The organism is Mycobacterium sp., from assembly GCF_049673265.1.
Taxonomy (GTDB): domain Bacteria; phylum Actinomycetota; class Actinomycetes; order Mycobacteriales; family Mycobacteriaceae; genus Mycobacterium.
In genome coordinates, this window is record NZ_JBATXN010000687.1 from 1 (window position 1) to 15,785 (window position 15,785).

Annotated in this window: 14 protein-coding genes; 6 read left to right on the top strand and 8 right to left on the bottom strand. The window is 62.1% G+C overall.

Features of this window, described 5'->3' with window-relative positions:
• On the bottom strand, nucleotides 1-1,291 hold a 1,291-nt coding region (locus WBF82_RS23335; RefSeq protein ID WP_424385300.1), incomplete at its 3' end, for a flavin-containing monooxygenase.
• Between the two features lie 722 nt (nucleotides 1,292-2,013).
• On the opposite strand from WBF82_RS23335, the gene WBF82_RS23340 reads away from it, so the two are divergent.
• The 3 genes from WBF82_RS23340 to WBF82_RS23350 all read left to right on the top strand — a co-directional run bounded on the left by WBF82_RS23340 (nucleotide 2,014) and on the right by WBF82_RS23350 (nucleotide 5,676).
• Nucleotides 2,014-3,060, top strand: a complete 1,047-nt coding sequence (locus WBF82_RS23340) for an AurF N-oxygenase family protein (RefSeq protein ID WP_424385317.1) — start codon at nucleotides 2,014-2,016, stop codon at nucleotides 3,058-3,060.
• A gap of 121 nt (nucleotides 3,061-3,181) precedes the next feature.
• On the top strand, nucleotides 3,182-4,012 hold the full coding sequence (locus WBF82_RS23345) for a phthiotriol/phenolphthiotriol dimycocerosates methyltransferase (RefSeq protein WP_424385318.1): 831 nt from the start codon (nucleotides 3,182-3,184) through the stop codon (nucleotides 4,010-4,012).
• Between the two features lie 356 nt (nucleotides 4,013-4,368).
• Nucleotides 4,369-5,676, top strand: coding sequence for a cytochrome P450 (locus tag WBF82_RS23350; RefSeq protein WP_424385301.1), 1,308 nt, complete (start codon nucleotides 4,369-4,371; stop codon nucleotides 5,674-5,676).
• A gap of 10 nt (nucleotides 5,677-5,686) precedes the next feature.
• Here WBF82_RS23350 and WBF82_RS23355 read toward each other — a convergent pair whose 3' ends face one another.
• Together WBF82_RS23355 and WBF82_RS23360 are read right to left on the bottom strand one after the other, a co-directional pair.
• Nucleotides 5,687-6,472, bottom strand: a complete 786-nt coding sequence (locus WBF82_RS23355) for an alpha/beta hydrolase (protein ID WP_424385302.1) — start codon at nucleotides 6,470-6,472, stop codon at nucleotides 5,687-5,689.
• Between the two features lie 78 nt (nucleotides 6,473-6,550).
• Nucleotides 6,551-7,357, bottom strand: coding sequence for an SDR family NAD(P)-dependent oxidoreductase (locus WBF82_RS23360; protein ID WP_424385303.1), 807 nt, complete (start codon nucleotides 7,355-7,357; stop codon nucleotides 6,551-6,553).
• A gap of 225 nt (nucleotides 7,358-7,582) precedes the next feature.
• On the opposite strand from WBF82_RS23360, the gene WBF82_RS23365 reads away from it, so the two are divergent.
• On the top strand, nucleotides 7,583-8,896 hold the full coding sequence (locus WBF82_RS23365; RefSeq protein ID WP_424385304.1) for a PE-PPE domain-containing protein: 1,314 nt from the start codon (nucleotides 7,583-7,585) through the stop codon (nucleotides 8,894-8,896).
• Between the two features lie 152 nt (nucleotides 8,897-9,048).
• Nucleotides 9,049-9,879 carry an SDR family NAD(P)-dependent oxidoreductase gene (locus tag WBF82_RS23370; protein WP_424385305.1) on the top strand — a complete coding sequence of 277 codons (831 nt, stop codon included), beginning with the start codon at nucleotides 9,049-9,051 and terminating at the stop codon, nucleotides 9,877-9,879.
• 58 nt (nucleotides 9,880-9,937) lie between these two features.
• Here WBF82_RS23370 and WBF82_RS23375 read toward each other — a convergent pair whose 3' ends face one another.
• From WBF82_RS23375 to WBF82_RS23390, 4 genes are all read right to left on the bottom strand, one after another.
• Nucleotides 9,938-11,473, bottom strand: a complete 1,536-nt coding sequence (locus tag WBF82_RS23375) for a hypothetical protein (RefSeq protein WP_424385306.1) — start codon at nucleotides 11,471-11,473, stop codon at nucleotides 9,938-9,940.
• A 167-nt stretch (nucleotides 11,474-11,640) separates the two neighbouring features.
• The gene (locus WBF82_RS23380) at nucleotides 11,641-12,399 is read right to left on the bottom strand and encodes a nitroreductase family protein (RefSeq protein ID WP_424385307.1); all 759 of its coding nucleotides are present in this window, start codon (nucleotides 12,397-12,399) and stop codon (nucleotides 11,641-11,643) included.
• Nucleotides 12,400-12,436: 37 nt separating this feature from the next.
• Complete coding sequence (locus WBF82_RS23385; protein ID WP_424385308.1) at nucleotides 12,437-12,937, bottom strand: DUF2505 domain-containing protein; 501 nt, start codon at nucleotides 12,935-12,937, stop codon at nucleotides 12,437-12,439.
• Nucleotides 12,938-12,955: 18 nt separating this feature from the next.
• Nucleotides 12,956-13,639: a flavodoxin family protein gene (locus tag WBF82_RS23390; RefSeq protein ID WP_424385309.1), complete on the bottom strand. Its 684-nt coding sequence runs from the start codon at nucleotides 13,637-13,639 to the stop codon at nucleotides 12,956-12,958.
• A 41-nt stretch (nucleotides 13,640-13,680) separates the two neighbouring features.
• Between WBF82_RS23390 and WBF82_RS23395 the strand changes: the two genes are divergently transcribed.
• Complete coding sequence (locus WBF82_RS23395; RefSeq protein ID WP_424385310.1) at nucleotides 13,681-14,511, top strand: class I SAM-dependent methyltransferase; 831 nt, start codon at nucleotides 13,681-13,683, stop codon at nucleotides 14,509-14,511.
• On the opposite strand, the gene WBF82_RS23400 is transcribed toward WBF82_RS23395, so the two are convergent.
• Complete coding sequence (locus WBF82_RS23400; protein ID WP_424385311.1) at nucleotides 14,504-15,757, bottom strand: phthiocerol/phthiodiolone dimycocerosyl transferase family protein; 1,254 nt, start codon at nucleotides 15,755-15,757, stop codon at nucleotides 14,504-14,506. The two genes, WBF82_RS23395 and WBF82_RS23400, sit on opposite strands and share 8 nt — an antisense overlap.
• Nucleotides 15,758-15,785 lie beyond the last annotated feature (28 nt).

Genomic DNA, 15,785 nt, shown 5'->3' on the forward strand with positions numbered 1-15,785 from the left:
CCTCTTCGGTGACCTCGAAGGTGCGAGCACCGCGGCGCTGGAGTTCACCGAACAGCCGATTCATGTGGCGCATCTGGTATTCCACGGTGTTAAACCACGATAATCCCACCCATGCGTACGGGCTCGCCATCGACAAGAAGTTCGGGAAGTGCGGCATCGAAATGCCCTCATAGGCCTGGAATTGCGTTTCCCGCCACCACTTTCCGAGGTTGCGGCCTTCGCGGCCGATCACCTCGATCGCCGGCAGGTTGGCCTCCCACACGTCGAACCCGGTCGCCAGAACTAGGGTGTCGATCAGCCGTTTGGTGCCGTCCCTGGCGATGATGCCATCGGGCTCGATCCGCTCGATGCCGTTGGTTTCCAGATGCACATGCTCCTTGGTGAAGGCCGGGTAGTAGGTGTTCGAGATCGTCGGGCGCTTGCAGCCAAAGTCGAAGTCCGGGTTGAGCTTTCTGGAGAGTTCCCGGTCGCGCACCAGCATCAGCCGGTATGCCCTCGAGAACTGCGAGATGGCTTTGTTGACCAGCTTGAAGTACCGGTACTTCCACATCGTAATGACCATGGAGAATTCCAGAATGGTGTCGGTATACCAGCGCAGCAGGCGCTGGGTTTTCGGGAACCGGGCGAAAAGCCGTTGCGTCAGTGGCGAGAACGGGACATCGACTTTGGGCAGCACCCAGATCGGCGTGCGCTGATACACGGTGAGCTCGGCAACTTCCTTAGCTAGCTCCGGAACGACTTGCACGCCGGTGGAACCGGTTCCGATGACTGCGGCCCGGCAACCGACGAGCGAAACACTGTCGTCCCACTGGGCGGTGTGCAGGACGCGTCCGGCGAACGTGTCGATGCCCGGAATGTCCGGGGTGCTTGGCTGGCACAGAAAGCCAGTGGCAGCGATCAGAAATTGCGCGCTCAGCGTCTCACCACCCGCGATGGCAACCCGCCAAACTTGAGCGTCCTCGTCCCACCGGGCGCCCTCAACGGTGGTGTTGAAGCGCATGTACCGGCGTACGTTGTACTTCTGCGCCACATCCACGGCGTAACGCTTCAGCTCGGCGCCGGGTGCATACATCCGCGACCAGTGCGGGTTCGGCTCAAACCAGTAGGAGAACGTGGGTGACGGTTGGTCGACGGCAAGCCCCGGATAGTGGTTGACGTGCCAGGTTCCGCCCAAGTCGTCCTCGCGGTCGACGATCAGGATGTTGTCATAGCCCAGCCGGCTGAGCTGGATGGCCGCGCCGATTCCACCGAACCCCGCCCCGACGATGATGACATCGAACTGCTCGCCCATAAGCATTAGACGGTACCCTCCGTCTCACCCAGACGACCGGCCGTCACCCCGATTGAGATACCGCCATCCCAACGGCGGCTTTGCTCGAACGCTTCGAATCCCCGGCTTGCCCTCCAGTGACCTAAAACTGTTCCCGCTTTCTGGTCAACGGGGTTCCGCAAGGCACCGACTCCGCCATCGCCGATCTGCCCAATCCGGCCCACTACCAAATCCCCTCAGTACTCGACAACCCGACGTTGACGCCGCTGGTGGATGCGGCATAGCCGGCTGGGCTGATCGGCACCCTGCAGCCAGGATCGCAAGAGCTCACACAACTGGCGATCCGATCGCGGCAGACTGCGCCTTGATGCCATTTGTGCTCTTCCTAGGTGCCGGCCCGATCGCGGATGGGATCGAAGGCACCCTGCTCAACGTTACGAAGCTGATCCCGTAGCGTAGGGGGCCGAGCAGCCAACCACTGGCCAGCGGCACGCCCCCTGTCTGATGGAAATGGCTGCTCGGGGGCACAATGGAAGGTGATTGCGGGCAGGGCTGACCTGGAAAATGGTCACGAGATTGAGGCCCTGCTGTGCTAGGTCTTTCACCTTTGCGCCGGTAGACTTCGGTCGCGATTGTGCCCAACGAAGCGCATGTGCCAAGCAAGCGCATCGACTCGAGCACCCGAGGGGAGGTTCGGATTGCCGGTCGTATTGGGCAACTTCTGCTGGCTACTGGGCGCCGTAATGTTGGTGAACCTGCTGCTCGTGGCGTGGATACGCATGGTCAGGCGGTGGCGACGCAATATGGACGTCAGCGACGACCCCGAGTACGTTGCGACCCTCGCGACCCTTTCCGAGGCTTCCGTGCGCCGCCACTTCAATCCCTACACCGATATCGACTGGGAAGCGCCGGAGCTCGCCGTCAACACGAATGACCCCCGCTGGGCTCTGTCAGCCACCGATGCGCTGGGACGACATCCGTGGTACCAGGCGCAACCATTGGAAAAGCAAATTGAGATCGGATTGTGGCGCCACGCCAACACCGCAAAGGTGTCCCTCCAATTGGAGAGCATCCTGATTCGCGGTCTGATGAACTACACGTTCTGGGTGCCCAACGGATCACCCGAATACCGTTACTGCGTGCACGAATCCACCGAAGAGTGCAACCACGCCATGATGTTCCAAGAACTGGTGAACCGCATCGGGGTGGATGCTCCGGGCATGCCGCGGTGGCTGCGATGGATATCACCCGCGATCCCGCTGTATGCGGGACCGCTGCCCGGCACATTTTTCTTCGGGGTCTTAGCCGGTGAGCTACCGATCCACAACATGCAGAAGAGCATGTTGCGAGAGGACAATTCGCTGCATCCCATCCTGGAGAAGGTGATGGCGATCCACGTCGCCGAGGAGGCCCGCCACATCTCCTTCGCCGATCAGTTCCTTAGCAAGCGTGTGCCCAATATGGTGCGGCGGAGCCGGTTTGCGCTATCGCTGTACGTGCCGATCGTGATGCGGGTGCTGTGCCAGGCGATCGTCGTGCCGTCGCGCAGCTTCTTCCGACAGTTCGACATCCCACGCTCGGTGCGCAAAGAGTTGTTCTTCGATGCGCTCGCCTCTCGTCAGGCGTTGCGCAACATGTACGGCGACGTGCGAATGTTGTGCGACGACGTGGGCCTGATGAATCCCGTTGCCCTGCTGCTGTGGCGCATTTGCAAGATCAACGGTCAACCGTCGCGCTACCGCGGCGAGCCACAGCGTGCGCACCTGCCGAGCACTGCCACCGCTGCCTGAATTTTCTTGCCCAGCACGTCGCGCAGCTTTACGGTGAGATCCACGAGCGCCGTTGTGCAGTAAAGCCGTTAAGAGTGCCATCCCACAACCGCGCCGTATCGTGCTGTGCGATACTTCCAGCATGGTTCGCAGCCCCTCCCTGGACAAAGTCGGCGCAGGCCTCGTCTACCGCATTGGCTCGACGGCGACTTACAAAAAAATCTTCCGGTACTGGTACCCGATGATGACCCGCCGGCTCGGTCAGCAGGATGATGTTCAATTCCTGAACTGGGGCTACGAGGAAGATCCGCCGTTAGGCCTGCCGCTTGACGAAGCCGACGAGCCGAACCGGTACAGCATTCAGCTTTACCACCAGACCGCGACGCAGGCCGATATCAGCGGCAAGAAAGTCCTGGAGTGCAGTTCTGGCCACGGCGGCGGCGCCTCCTACCTGACGCGCACGTTGAAGCCGGCTTCCTACACGGGGCTTGACTTCAACGCTGCGGGAGTCGAATTCTGCCAGAAGAGGCACAACCTACCCGGTCTCAACTTCGTCCACGGCGACGCCGAGAACCTGCCCTTCCCGGACGAATCCTTCGACGCGGTGATCAACGTTGAGGCCTCACACATCTACCCGCACTTCGAACGCTTCCTCAGCGAGGTAAAGCGGGTACTTCGCCCCGGAGGGCATTTCCTGTATGCCGATTTCCGCAACCGCGATGGCTTCGGCGACTGGGAAAAAGCAATGGCGGAATCCGGCCTGCGGCAGGTCTCCGAGCGGGTCATCAACACGGAGGTTTTGCGGGGTCTCAAGAATAACTCGCCGCGGTCCAACGAACTGATCAACAATCGCCTGCCGGCGTTCTTGCGCCGCTTTGGCCGTGAGTTCGCGGTAGTGGACGGCTCGTGGTTCTACAACGACCTCGAGCGCGGCGAAATCGACTACCGCGCATACCACTTCATCAAGGATTGAGGTCTGTTCGGCGGGCCCGGCAGACGCCGCAGCGTCATAGCCGGACACACTAGACGTGCGTTCGCCTCGGTACCTACAGCGATGCAACCATCGCCGAGAACGCTTGGGTCGAGGTCAGCTACCGAAAAGGGCAGTCATTCTAGCGCTCCGATGATTACTACGAGTGCCAATTTTGAACTCAATTCTTGCCGGTCCGGCGGTCCTAAAGGTGTCGGACAAAACCGCATACCCACAGCTCGGGCAATCGGATTAGCCGGGCTCGTTTTCGATCAGGGACACTGCTGAAACCGTAAGGGGCCGTCGGTTACGGTAGCTGCCGTAACTCGGCACGATTCCTCACGAAGGGGTGTAACCACATGTCGTTGGCTCGCATGCTCCGCTTCCGCGCCAGCCTCATGAAGGTCGGAGTCGACGGCCTGGTCGGGGTGGCTCGGGACAAAGCCACTTCGTACGGCTACACCTTGACCGGTCGGAAAACCGCACCCGCCACGGACTTCGACCCGTTCTCACGAAAGACGATGCGCGATCCGTACCCCGGCTATCGTGACTTGCTGACCGGGCCCGACGTGCCGAACGTGTGGTACAACCGCAAGCGCGGTATCTGGATCATCGCCGGTTACGACGATTTGCGAAAAGCGTTGCGCGACAACGAGGCATTGTCGTCGGCAGAGAGTCAAAGCCGTTTCCGCGTCCACCTGCCCTCGATGAATGCGGTCGACCCACCGGAACACACTCGACTTCGCAAATTCGTCTCCCGCGCTTTCACCCCACGGGCAATGGCGGCCTGGCAGGCCAACATCAACGAGGTCGCCGACGAGCTCGTGGACGGCGTCATCGCCCGCCGCCACACCGAGGCGGTGTCCGAGTTGGCCAAACCGCTGCCGACCCGGCTGATCGCGATGATGCTCGGCATACCGCGCCACGATCAGCCTCAATTCGTGGAATGGTCAGATGAGATGGTCGCGGGTTCCTTTGTGCCGTTGACCCCTCGCGGTATGACGCTCTCCGCGCGCTCAGGCTCCGCGACCGCGGCGATGCGCCGCAACCTCAATCCGCTCATCGCGCAGCGCCGCCGAAATCCCGGTGACGACCTAATCTCGATGATGACTCCCGCCGACGCCGACGACGTGCTTACCGATGACGAGATCTTTTGGAGCGCAGCGATGCTGATCGGCGCCGGCAGCGAGACGACAACAAATATGTTGTCGGGGCTGCTGTTAACCCTCGCTCAGCGCCCCGAACTGTATGCCCGGCTGCGCGCGCACCCTGAGCTGGTACCCGCCGCCATCGAGGAGCAGTTGCGCTTCGTTGCGCCGGTGCAAGGGTTCTACCGCACCGCAACTCGCGACTACACCGTCGGGGCGAACACGATTCCGGCCGGCGCGCGGGTGCTGCTGCTGTTCGCCGCGGCCAACCGCGACCCTCGTCACTACGACAATCCGGACACCTTCGACCTCGACCGCAACCCGACCGACCATCTGGCATTCGGTGGTGGCGTCCACTTCTGCCTTGGCGCACCATTGACCAGGTTGGAAGGCGCCCGGGTCTTCTCACAGTTGCTACCGAGGGTCGAGACGATCCGCCTCGCAGGGGACTACCGTTACCTCGACAACCCGACAATGCGCGGGCTGGAGCATCTTCCGCTGGAGTTGGTGCCCGCCTGAGCGGAAAGGCTCAGAGCCCGCGCTTGCTCAACCAGGTATCGATGCGTTCGGCAACAGCAGCCCATCCCGGCTCGAGCATCATGTTGTGGCCCATGTCGGGGAAGAACTCTGCTTCGGTGCCATATGCACGTGCGGTGGCGTGTATTTCGTTGCGGGTGTGCGCCCCATCCTCGTCGGCGCCGAGCACCAGCAGCGGCGTCGTCACGCGTTTGGGCCGGGGTAGGCACAGCAGCAGGCTGTCAATGCCGATGCGCGAGCTGTCTTCTTGCAGCCGGGCCGCGTACTTGCGGACGTCGGCCTCCGGTGTGTGCGCGGAGAAGAACCGCTCTCGGGCCAGGTGCGGAGGATTGATGTACGGCAACGCCTTGCCGGTCAACGTCATCCTGGCGAAATGTGACGGGCGATGCCTGATCCAACGCAGCGCATTTCCGAGGTTTCCCCGCGGCGGCACGGACGTCATCAAAATGCCAGCCGGAGCAGTGTGCGTCTCCAGATACTTCTGCACGACAAGACCGCCCATAGAGTGACCGATGACCACCGGTGGACTGGACAGACGGTCGGCAACCGAGCTGACATCCTGGACGTAATCGGCGACCGAACAGCGCCACAACGGCTTGTCACTCGAGCTCTCGCCGTGACCGCGGAAACTCAAGGCCAAAGCACGATAACCTTTATCGGCGAAAAAGCTGAGGAAGTTCTCGTCCCAGCACCATGCTGCATGCCAGACCCCGTGCACGAAGAGCAGCGGGACGGGATGCGCCTCGCTGACATACCCCTTTTCGATCACCTCGAGCACGGCGTTAGCCTATCTGTCCGCGTAGCTGGACCCCTGAGATGTCCAATAATCCAGATACCGTCGCGGCAAGCCATGCCGCTAATTGGGTTTCGGCGGCAGGGCGCGTCGCGCGAGCAGCGGCAAAAGCCGCTCCTGGGGCGCAACCCGACAAAATGCCGCAACGAGCCGATTGGCCCGACCCGGGACCACCCGCGGCTTATTGTCTGCCAAACCATCGATGGCAGCCCGTGCGACCTGATCGGCGGACTTCCACATGAAGCTGGGTAACACCGCTGCACGTTGCCCGGCGCTGAACCCGGCGACGTCGTCCAATCCGGTGGCGACCGGTCCCGGACACAGTGCGGTAGCCGTTACACCGGTGCCGCGCAATTCGCTGCGCAGGCTTTCGGTGTAAGACAAGATAAATGCCTTGGCAGCACCGTAAGCGGCTTGCCCGGGCAGGGGGTAGAAGCCCGCCAACGATGACACGTTCAGCACGGCGCCGCGTCCGCGCTCGACCATCCCCGGCAGGAACCTGGTGCACAAGTCCACCACGGCGACAACGTCAACTTCGACGAGGTTAAGTTGTTGTTCTGGAACTGATTCCGCTACGAGAGCGCCAACCGACAGGCCTGCGTTGTTGATCAGAATGTCCGGCGCCAGGCCCAGCGCCGCGACGCGGCCCGGCAGCTCGGCACGATCGGTCCGGCTGGATAGGTCGGCCGGTAGGACATGCGCGCAAGCCCTCAGCCTCTCGGCAAGCGCCTGAAGGCGGTCGGTACGTCGAGCGACCAACACCACTTGATGGCCGCGTTGCGCAAGCTCCCGGGCGATGGCCTCGCCGATACCTGACGATGCGCCGGTGACGATGGCAGCGCTTTTCTCTCCAGGTGTCGGAAACCCCACAAACCGACCTTAACCGGCTTGCCGAGCGCGCATGGACCAACCGCTGCCAAAAAGTGCTCCACAAAATTCCGACACGCCAATGTTGTCAATGTCTGCACGTGAACGCGCGACCGAATGCAAGATAGGCATCGGCTTCAGTGCTAGAACCAATCGGCTGCCTGCGGACGCTCGGCCGAGATCTACATGCTGAGCAGGGTTGTTGACGTGACATGAATCGAGGGGGCCATGACACGACGTAGCTTCCGTTGGCTGGGAGTGGGACTGCTGGCGAGTGCCGGCGCCGGTCTGCTGGAAGTGGCATCGACGCTGCACCCGGCGCCTGCCATCGGGGACGATACCGCGCTGATCATGGGCTACGCCGGCACGCCCGACCCGGACCAGACGTATGTATCACAGGTGATGGACCTTTTCGTAAACCCGACCCCGCCGGAATTCCCAGGACAACCGGTGTTCACCGGGTACTCCCCGGTCATTCAGACCACACCTGAGGGCGCTGATTTCCAGCAGGTCATGACCCAGGGCGCCAGCGAGTTGAACCAGGGGATCATGCAGCAACTCGGGGAAGGAAATAAAGTCGTCGTCTTCGGCTACTCCGAGAGCACCTCGATCGCCACCCAAGAGATGGTCAATCTCGCCGGCCTGCCTGCCGACCAACAGCCCAATCCGGCGGATCTGCAATTCGTGCTCCTCGAAGATCTCAACAACCCCAACGGCGGCTTCGGCAACCGGTTCCCGGATCTCCTCAACATGAGCTTTCCCGCAACCCCGGCAGACACTGCCTACACCACCGACATTTACACGATCGAGTACAGCGGAAGCTCCGACTTCCCCCAGTACCCCTCGGACCTGCTGGCCGACGCGAACGCCGTCGCCGGGTTTATTGACCTGCACCCCTGGTTATTGCCGGGCTGGCCAACGGGTTTCAACTCTTCAGAGATCGCTGGCGCTGTGTTAGAACCGACATCTCCCGGATATGCCGGCAACACCGACTACTTCTTGATTCCCACCCAGGATCTGCCGCTGCTGGACGGGCTGCGCGCGGTGAACCCTGCGATGGCAGACTTGATCCAACCCGACCTGCGGGTGATCATCGACCTGGGCTATGACCGGACCGGGGGTGCCGATATCACCACCCCTGCCGACATGTCAATGCCGAATATCGACTGGACAACCGTCAACGCTGAGCTTGCCCTCGGGGCGCAACAAGGAATGACGGCCGCCGAGGTCGACCTCGGAATGTTACCGACCTCCGACCTGCCGAATGCCTACCCTTACCTACCGGATATTCCGGGATTGCAATCTGGCTCGGTCGGGGCGGCCGCCTCAGTGCTGCCCGCCGCCAGTGCACTAGCCGGGGATATGAGCGGACAGCCGAACCTCAGCGCATTGCTAGCCGACCTCAGCACCTACACAACAACAGAGCTCAGTGCGCTGTTCGGGTCAAACACAGCGGCGGACGTCACCTCAGCGTTGAGCGCCGACCTGCTATCCAGCCTCACCGGGTTATTCGCGAACCCGGCTGACTTCCTTTCTTTCTGAGTCGGCGGTCCAACGGCATTTGAGGCCTTTGCACTCGCGCCGTCTCCATGCCCCGCGCGGTGACTAATTCGCTACGCTGACATCCGCACGCAACTCCGGATCGCCAAGTCGCCCGCCGGATTGTCGATATCGTTGCAAGGAGCCCTGATTCGATGACAGCCAAGTCAGTTGCTCTGGTCACGGGAGCGACGAGCGGTATCGGTGAGGCGACTGCTTACCTGCTGCATGCCCGGAACTATGTGGTGTTCGCGGTCGGCCGTAATCCGACTGCTCTGGAGAGCTTGCAGTCACGGGGCCTGCAGGCCCGCGCCCTCGACGTCACCGACGAGGCCGCGGTGACCCGACTTCTGGAAGAAATCCACACCGCCCACGGAGGCGTCGACGTTTTGGTCAATAGCGCCGGATTCCCGCTTCCCTGCCCTCTCGAGCAAGTGACGTTGGACCAATTGCGAAACCTTTTGGAGACCAACGTGATAGCGACGCTAAACCTCTCACAGGCCGTGCTACCGAGCATGCGCGCTCGAGGAACGGGCACCATCGTCACCATCGGGAGTACAGGCGGGCGGTTCACCAGTCCGGGCGCGGGCGCCTACCACATCGCCAAGTACGGCGTCGAGGCGCTTTCGCTTGCTCTCCGGGCCGAAGTAGCGCAGTTCGGGGTCCGCGTTGTGCTGATCGATCCGACCGGGGTGCGTACCAGGTTTGTCCAATCCCAACTCGAAGCCACGCACTCGTACTCCGATGACGATCCGTACGGCGAGTTCAAACGCCGCTACGCCGACACCACGCGGGCCCTGACCAAGATGCCGGGCATGATGGTCAGCGCCGACAGCGTCGCCCGCGCGGTGCTCCGGGCCATCGAGGCAAAAAACCCCAAGCCTCGCTACATCGTCGGCGCGTCGGGAAAGGCCTCTGTGCTTGCCCGAGCGCTACTGACCGACCGCATGTGGGATCGGGTCATGGGCAGGGGCTTGAGCGCGTAGCCCGTGAGCCACAGCGTGGTCGGACCCGCCGTGCGCTGTGCCCACCGCGGGTTGCGGCTTAGAACAACGTCAGCAGGTCTGCCGGCAAAGTGCTCGCGAAGTTGGCAGGCAGGTCTGCGGCGAGGGACGCCATCATTGCGCTGAGGTCCGCTTGCAGTTGCGTCGTGAGGTCCGCCGTCAGCGTCGATAAGAGGTCCGAAACCGCGGACGTACTGAACATCGCCGTCAGCGCGCTCATGTCCGCCGACAACGTGGTGGGATCGACGCTGGCCGCCGTCGCCGCCGGGTAGGCGCCCGGGTCGTCCAGCGGTGGAACGGTGAAGCCGAGTTGCTCCCAGAACTGGTGGAATTCGGGTGCCAGCGTGGCAAGATCGAAGGTCCCCGGCGTGTTGTTGCCAACGTAGGGCGCGTCTTGGAAGTCCCAGAAGTTGTGGTTCTGCAGCAGCGCGATGGAGTTCAGGATCGTTGCTTCGGAGGGAACGTTGGCTCCGCCGTCGGGTGCACCCGCGCCGCCGGCGTAGTCGGCCAGCCACTCGTTGATCACCGGGTTGCCCGGCATCATGTTCCCGATTTCCTTGATCAGGTCCGGGTAGTCCATATGAGCGCTGGTGATCGAAGAGCACGTGTCCGGGCAGAATGGGCTGCCCGGAGTGACCGGATCGAAGAACATCAAGCCCGCCAGGAAGGCCTGCATGGTCTGCGCGATCTCGGTCGGGTCGCCATAGATCGGGTCGATACCGGTGCCGTCTAGGCCGGTAGTCGTGGGCGCCGCCATCAAGCTGTTAAAGAAGTTCTCGAATGGCACCCAGGGCTGGAAGGTGTAGGTGTCCCCGGACCATGGCATCGAGTTAGGGATGCCGTCAACGGTAGTGGTGCCCGGGATACCTTGGCCGCCAAGAAGACCAGTCGAGGATGACCAACCGTCGAAGTTAAAAACCTGACCGCTGGCCACGCTGTTGGTTGGGTCAACGCTGCCGTCAGCATTGGGATTGAAATAGAACTCGCCGTTCGGGGTGTACTGGGCGTTGAACCAGTTGTCAAACAGCCCCATCTTCTCCTGCCCGGTCAGGATTTGGCCCAGCCATGCGTAGAAGTCGACCCCTTGCAACCCGGTGATGGGACTTGAGGGCTCAAAGGGCAGACAGGACGCCTCGGCGCAGCCCGAATTCGTCGGGAGCTCGGACGCCACGAAGCCCCACAGCTGCTGGCCGAGGCCCCCGCTGAAGTCGGTTTCGGGCGCATTCATGCCGCTCAGCTCGGGGAACGGAATCAAGAAGTTTTCGACCGACATGAAGTGGGTCGGGTCGCCGGGGTCGACTCCCCAAAGGTTCGTTGGGCTGACGACGAACCACGGGCCGGCCATAAACAGGTTGTCGGTGAAGAATTGCGTTGCATGAAGCTCGTTGGCCGGAATATTGACCAGGTCGTAGAACAAGTTCAGCGGGATGTTGGCGATGGATGAGTCGACCAGACGCGTCGCCATGCTGACGACGGGGAGCTCCGAGACCCGCGGCACGATCGGAGTGACGGCAACAACGCTGGTCGCCGCGAGTGCGGCAGCGGCCATGGCGTATCGACGCGAAACAGCCTGCATGACGCCCCCTACATCTGTTCGATTGATCCGTGAACGCTGAACTTACACTAAGAGAATCTAAGTCCGGACAAAAACTGAAGGAAATCGCTAAAACGCATCGTGATCAGGCTCACATAATATTTACGTGCTGTGCAATAAGTGATCGAATGTCCAACTTATTGGACAAATCATCTGGCTGATGCCGAGCCAGGATCGAACCAGGGGCGGTTGCCATAGACGTCGAGATGCGTCACCTGCTCAACCGGCTTGCGGCTGGTCGGGCCGTACCGACCGCGCGGCCAGCCGAGCGCTACCACGCAACACGGCTTCACCGAGCGTGGCAGGCCGAGAATTCTGCGTGCCCGCGCCGGCCGCCACAGCGGCAAGGTGATCAGCGACGCACCCAGCCCCATGGCCCGAGCGGCCAGTAACAAATTCTGCACGCTCGGATAGATCGATCCCCAGTATCCCGACACCGCGGCATGGGGCATGACCGAAAACGGCACCCGCCCTTCGCGAACGGTGAGCCGCAGGCAGGCCACCACCAAGACCGGGACCTCGGTGAAGTGGTCGACCTGCCATTGGGCTGCGCGGATGACCTTCGCTACCGACTCGTCGCGGTCGCCGGCACCCTTGAGCAACCCGCCGTAGGAGTACTTCCAGCCGTCGCGGTAGCGGCGCGCGAGCTTATCCATCACGCGACGGTCCTTGACGACAATGAATTCCCAATTTTGTCCATTGGCACCCGTCGGTGCGCGTAGCGCCAATTCGATGCACTTCAACACCACCGCGTCATCCACCGGGTCGGGATGAACGCGTCGCACGGCCCGCTGGGTCATCATCGCGTCAAGCATTGGCATGTTCAGGCCGGCGAGCGCCTCGGCGGTGGCTGGCGCTACCCGAAATGCATCGGAGTATGGAGAGCTGGAGCTCGGCGTGTCAGTCATGTCTGTCGTTTACTCCGTCACAAAATTCGAACTGCTTTCAGGCGTGCTCCGTTACCCACTTCGCGGTGAAATTTTGAATATTCGGAATCCCTTGGGAGAACTCCCGCACGATAAAGCTCTCGACTGTTCCGCCAACCAGCGGAACTTTAAATTCCACGGTCCCAGTAAAGGTCATCAGTGAGCCGCTCTGGGTGGGCGCGACCGCCGCGGCGCCAGAACCGGATCCCGGCGCCCCGAGCACCGCGACACTGATCTCCCCGCGAAGTTGACTGTCGACCGGTCGCCACATCTCGGTGTGCCGCACTTTCAGGTCGCGGCGATAGAACTTGGACACGATCCCGGGCAACAGGTCGCGGCCCAGATCCTGGGTGGTGACCACCCGAACGCTCTGGTCATCATCGACGTTTAAAGATTCCAGCGCGGTGGTGCCGTTAAGGGTCGCAAGCCGGGCCAGCCAATAGTCCTCGTCGCTAAACGCCGAATGAACCTGTTCGACAGTTGCTGGCGACTCGGCCGACAGATCGAACGAACGCGGCATAGTAAACCGAACTCCTTATCACTTAGCGAACAACCCGTCCGCCAGGCGGGCCGCGAAAGTCCGCGTCTGTTCCAACTGCTCGGGTTGCACATTGGTAGGCGGGATGCGAAGACCCAGGTATTTCTGGCGGTACTCACCTGAACCCAGGTAGCTGGTCAGCGACAGCATGGAGCGAAGCGAGTCGCCCGGATAGGTGAAATGAATTTCGTCGACGTACCGGCCGCCCTGCTGCCCAGCGAGCTCACGTACCGCTTCGAGATTTTCCCGCCAGTACTGGCGGCACACCACGAAAACGGCGAACGGCTTACCGGACAACAGCTTTCGCGCCTCATCCGATTTGAGGAAGGAGCGCATCGGCATGCTGACGGTCTGCCACCAGGTCGGCGAGCCGATGCAGATCAGGTCGTAGTCGGCGTTTCGCGCCTCGTCGGGAATTTTGATCTCACCTGTCTCACCGCGTTTCTGCGCCCCCAGCACACTCATCATGTCGGGCCACACCCGCCGCATCGGGAAGCGAGAGAACTTCTCCGCGTACCGCGGGTCGGTGAACTCGATCGCGGCCTCGTGCACCTCGCACCCGCGGGCACGCAAAACCTCCCCCGCCGCTTCGAGCACCTTTTGCGACTGCCCCGTGTAGGAGTAATAGAGCAGCAAAACCCGCGGTGGCCGTTCGCCGCCCCCGGCGCCGGTCGTATCCGTCATGCCACCTCCATCGTCAAATCTCGCACAGTAGTCTCTGCGTGGTGACCGACAAAGTTTCCGTCGACCTCAGCGGTCCAGCGCAGACTATGCTGACCACGCTGTACTGCAAGGCATTGGATGCCGATTGGGATCAACCGATCTTGGGCGACGGGTTCGCCAAAGATGCTGTGGCCCGAATCGACTACGACTGGGGCGAACTCAAGGTCACCGACCGCTGGACACCGCTGGTGACGGTGCGAACCGCCCAGTTCGACATCTGGGCCGCCCAGTTCCTGGCCGCTCATCCGCAAGCGACCGTGATCCACTTGGGCTGCGGCCTGGACAGCCGGGTTTTCCGGCTTGATCCCGGGCCCGGCGTGGAATGGTACGACGTCGACTACCCGGCGGTAATCTCGCTGCGCGAGAAAGTCTTTCCGAGCCGACCGCGATACCACCTGGTGGCCACTGCGGCCACCGATCCGTCCTGGCTCGACCAAATCCCGGCTGGCCGCCCGACACTGCTGTTGGCCGAGGGCATCAGCATGTACCTGACAGAGGACGATGGCGTCGCCTTGCTGCAACACGTCGTCGACCGGTTCGGATCGGGCGAATTGCAGATCGACTTTTACAACTGGGTGATAGTCCGGTCGCAGAAAACGCACCGGCTGCAGCGGCAATCCGGTTCGACGCTGCACTGGGCCGTCAATCGTCCGGCCGACATCACCACCCGAGTATCCGGAGTTCGATTGCTGTCCGCCGTGACATTCTTCGACGCCAACACATTCGGCCGGGCGTCGGGCGTCTTCCGGCTGATGAGGCAGTTGGTCCGCGCCTTTCCGCCGCTGCGCCGAACGTTCCAGTACCACCGTTACGCCTTCGGGCCAGTTAGCTAACACTCATGTGCTGCTCGGCCACAGTGCAGAGCAGCGAATGAATTGCCTCGATCGACTTTTCCGGCTCTGGCCCATGCGAGTGGTATTCGACGTTGAGCTGATCGGCGTAGATCTGGGTGAAGTAGATCTCGATTCCGGCACTCACGGCGAAGTACAGCTCGCCGTGCGTGGCTGTGACTTCCACCCCCGGAGGCGTACGGACGGGGGGCACCAGACCGTTGTCGGACAACAACACCACATCGGGCATCCCCGGTGCGTTGCCAACATATTGCGGGCTGAAGTGCAGCCGGGACTGCTGGATAACACCTTCCTCCAGGTCTGCGCGAAAGGTCTGGGCGATATCGCGGGCTAGGTCGATCACCGCTGTCTTGTGGTTGATCTCGGCCAGATATGTTCCCAACCCCACGGGGTTCGTGCATCCGGTCGCCGACACCGGCGGCGAAAGGAAATACCGCAGATCGACCGTGTAAATAAACGGCACCGGGATGTTCAGCTTGCCGCGAACCTGCCACTCCGCGACCAGGATCGCGGCGGAGAGCACGGAGTGCAGACCTATCTTTTCGGCGCGGCAGAGCTCGACGATGGCATGTGTCTGGCTCTCACTCAGCCGACACGACACCATCGGAACACGTACCGGCGACGTTGGTTTGACTCCGGTGTCGGCTCGCCGGGACGGCGGAAGATCGTAGGCGAACAACGCCGGCATGAACCGCTCGATACCCGAGCGCGGGCCTTTTTGGATACCCCGGTCGGCGAGCACGGTCTCGATCGATTCCGGCGCGGGCTGGGCGGCCACCGGGCCGGTGCGTCCATTGGTGACCAGATCGGTGTAGAAGGACAGCAACTCCTCGATGAGGCCGTACATGTGGTGACCGTCGGCGAGGGCGTGATGAACGTACAACGTGGGGTGCGCTTGTCCGTCCCGGATGAAGAGCCGCAGGTGCACCAGCGACTCGGCCTGGTCGAAATGTGGTGGGGGGGCTTGCACGCCCGGCCCCTCGACCTCCACCACTTCGAGTCCCGAGTGCAGAAGGTCATCGGTGACGAGTTCGTGACGGCCATCGGCGCCACGCTCCAGGCGCGCGGTGAGGACCGGGTGCGCCTCGAGCAAAAGATCGAAGGCGTCCGACAACGCGTCGGTATCGATCGGGCCCTCCAGGTGTGCGGCAAGGCCCACGAAATTGTGTGTCTCGGCGAGCATCTCCTCGCTGAGCGCCAGCTTCCGAATGACCGACGATGGAAACACTTTCAGACTCCCTGGCGGCTGGTATCGG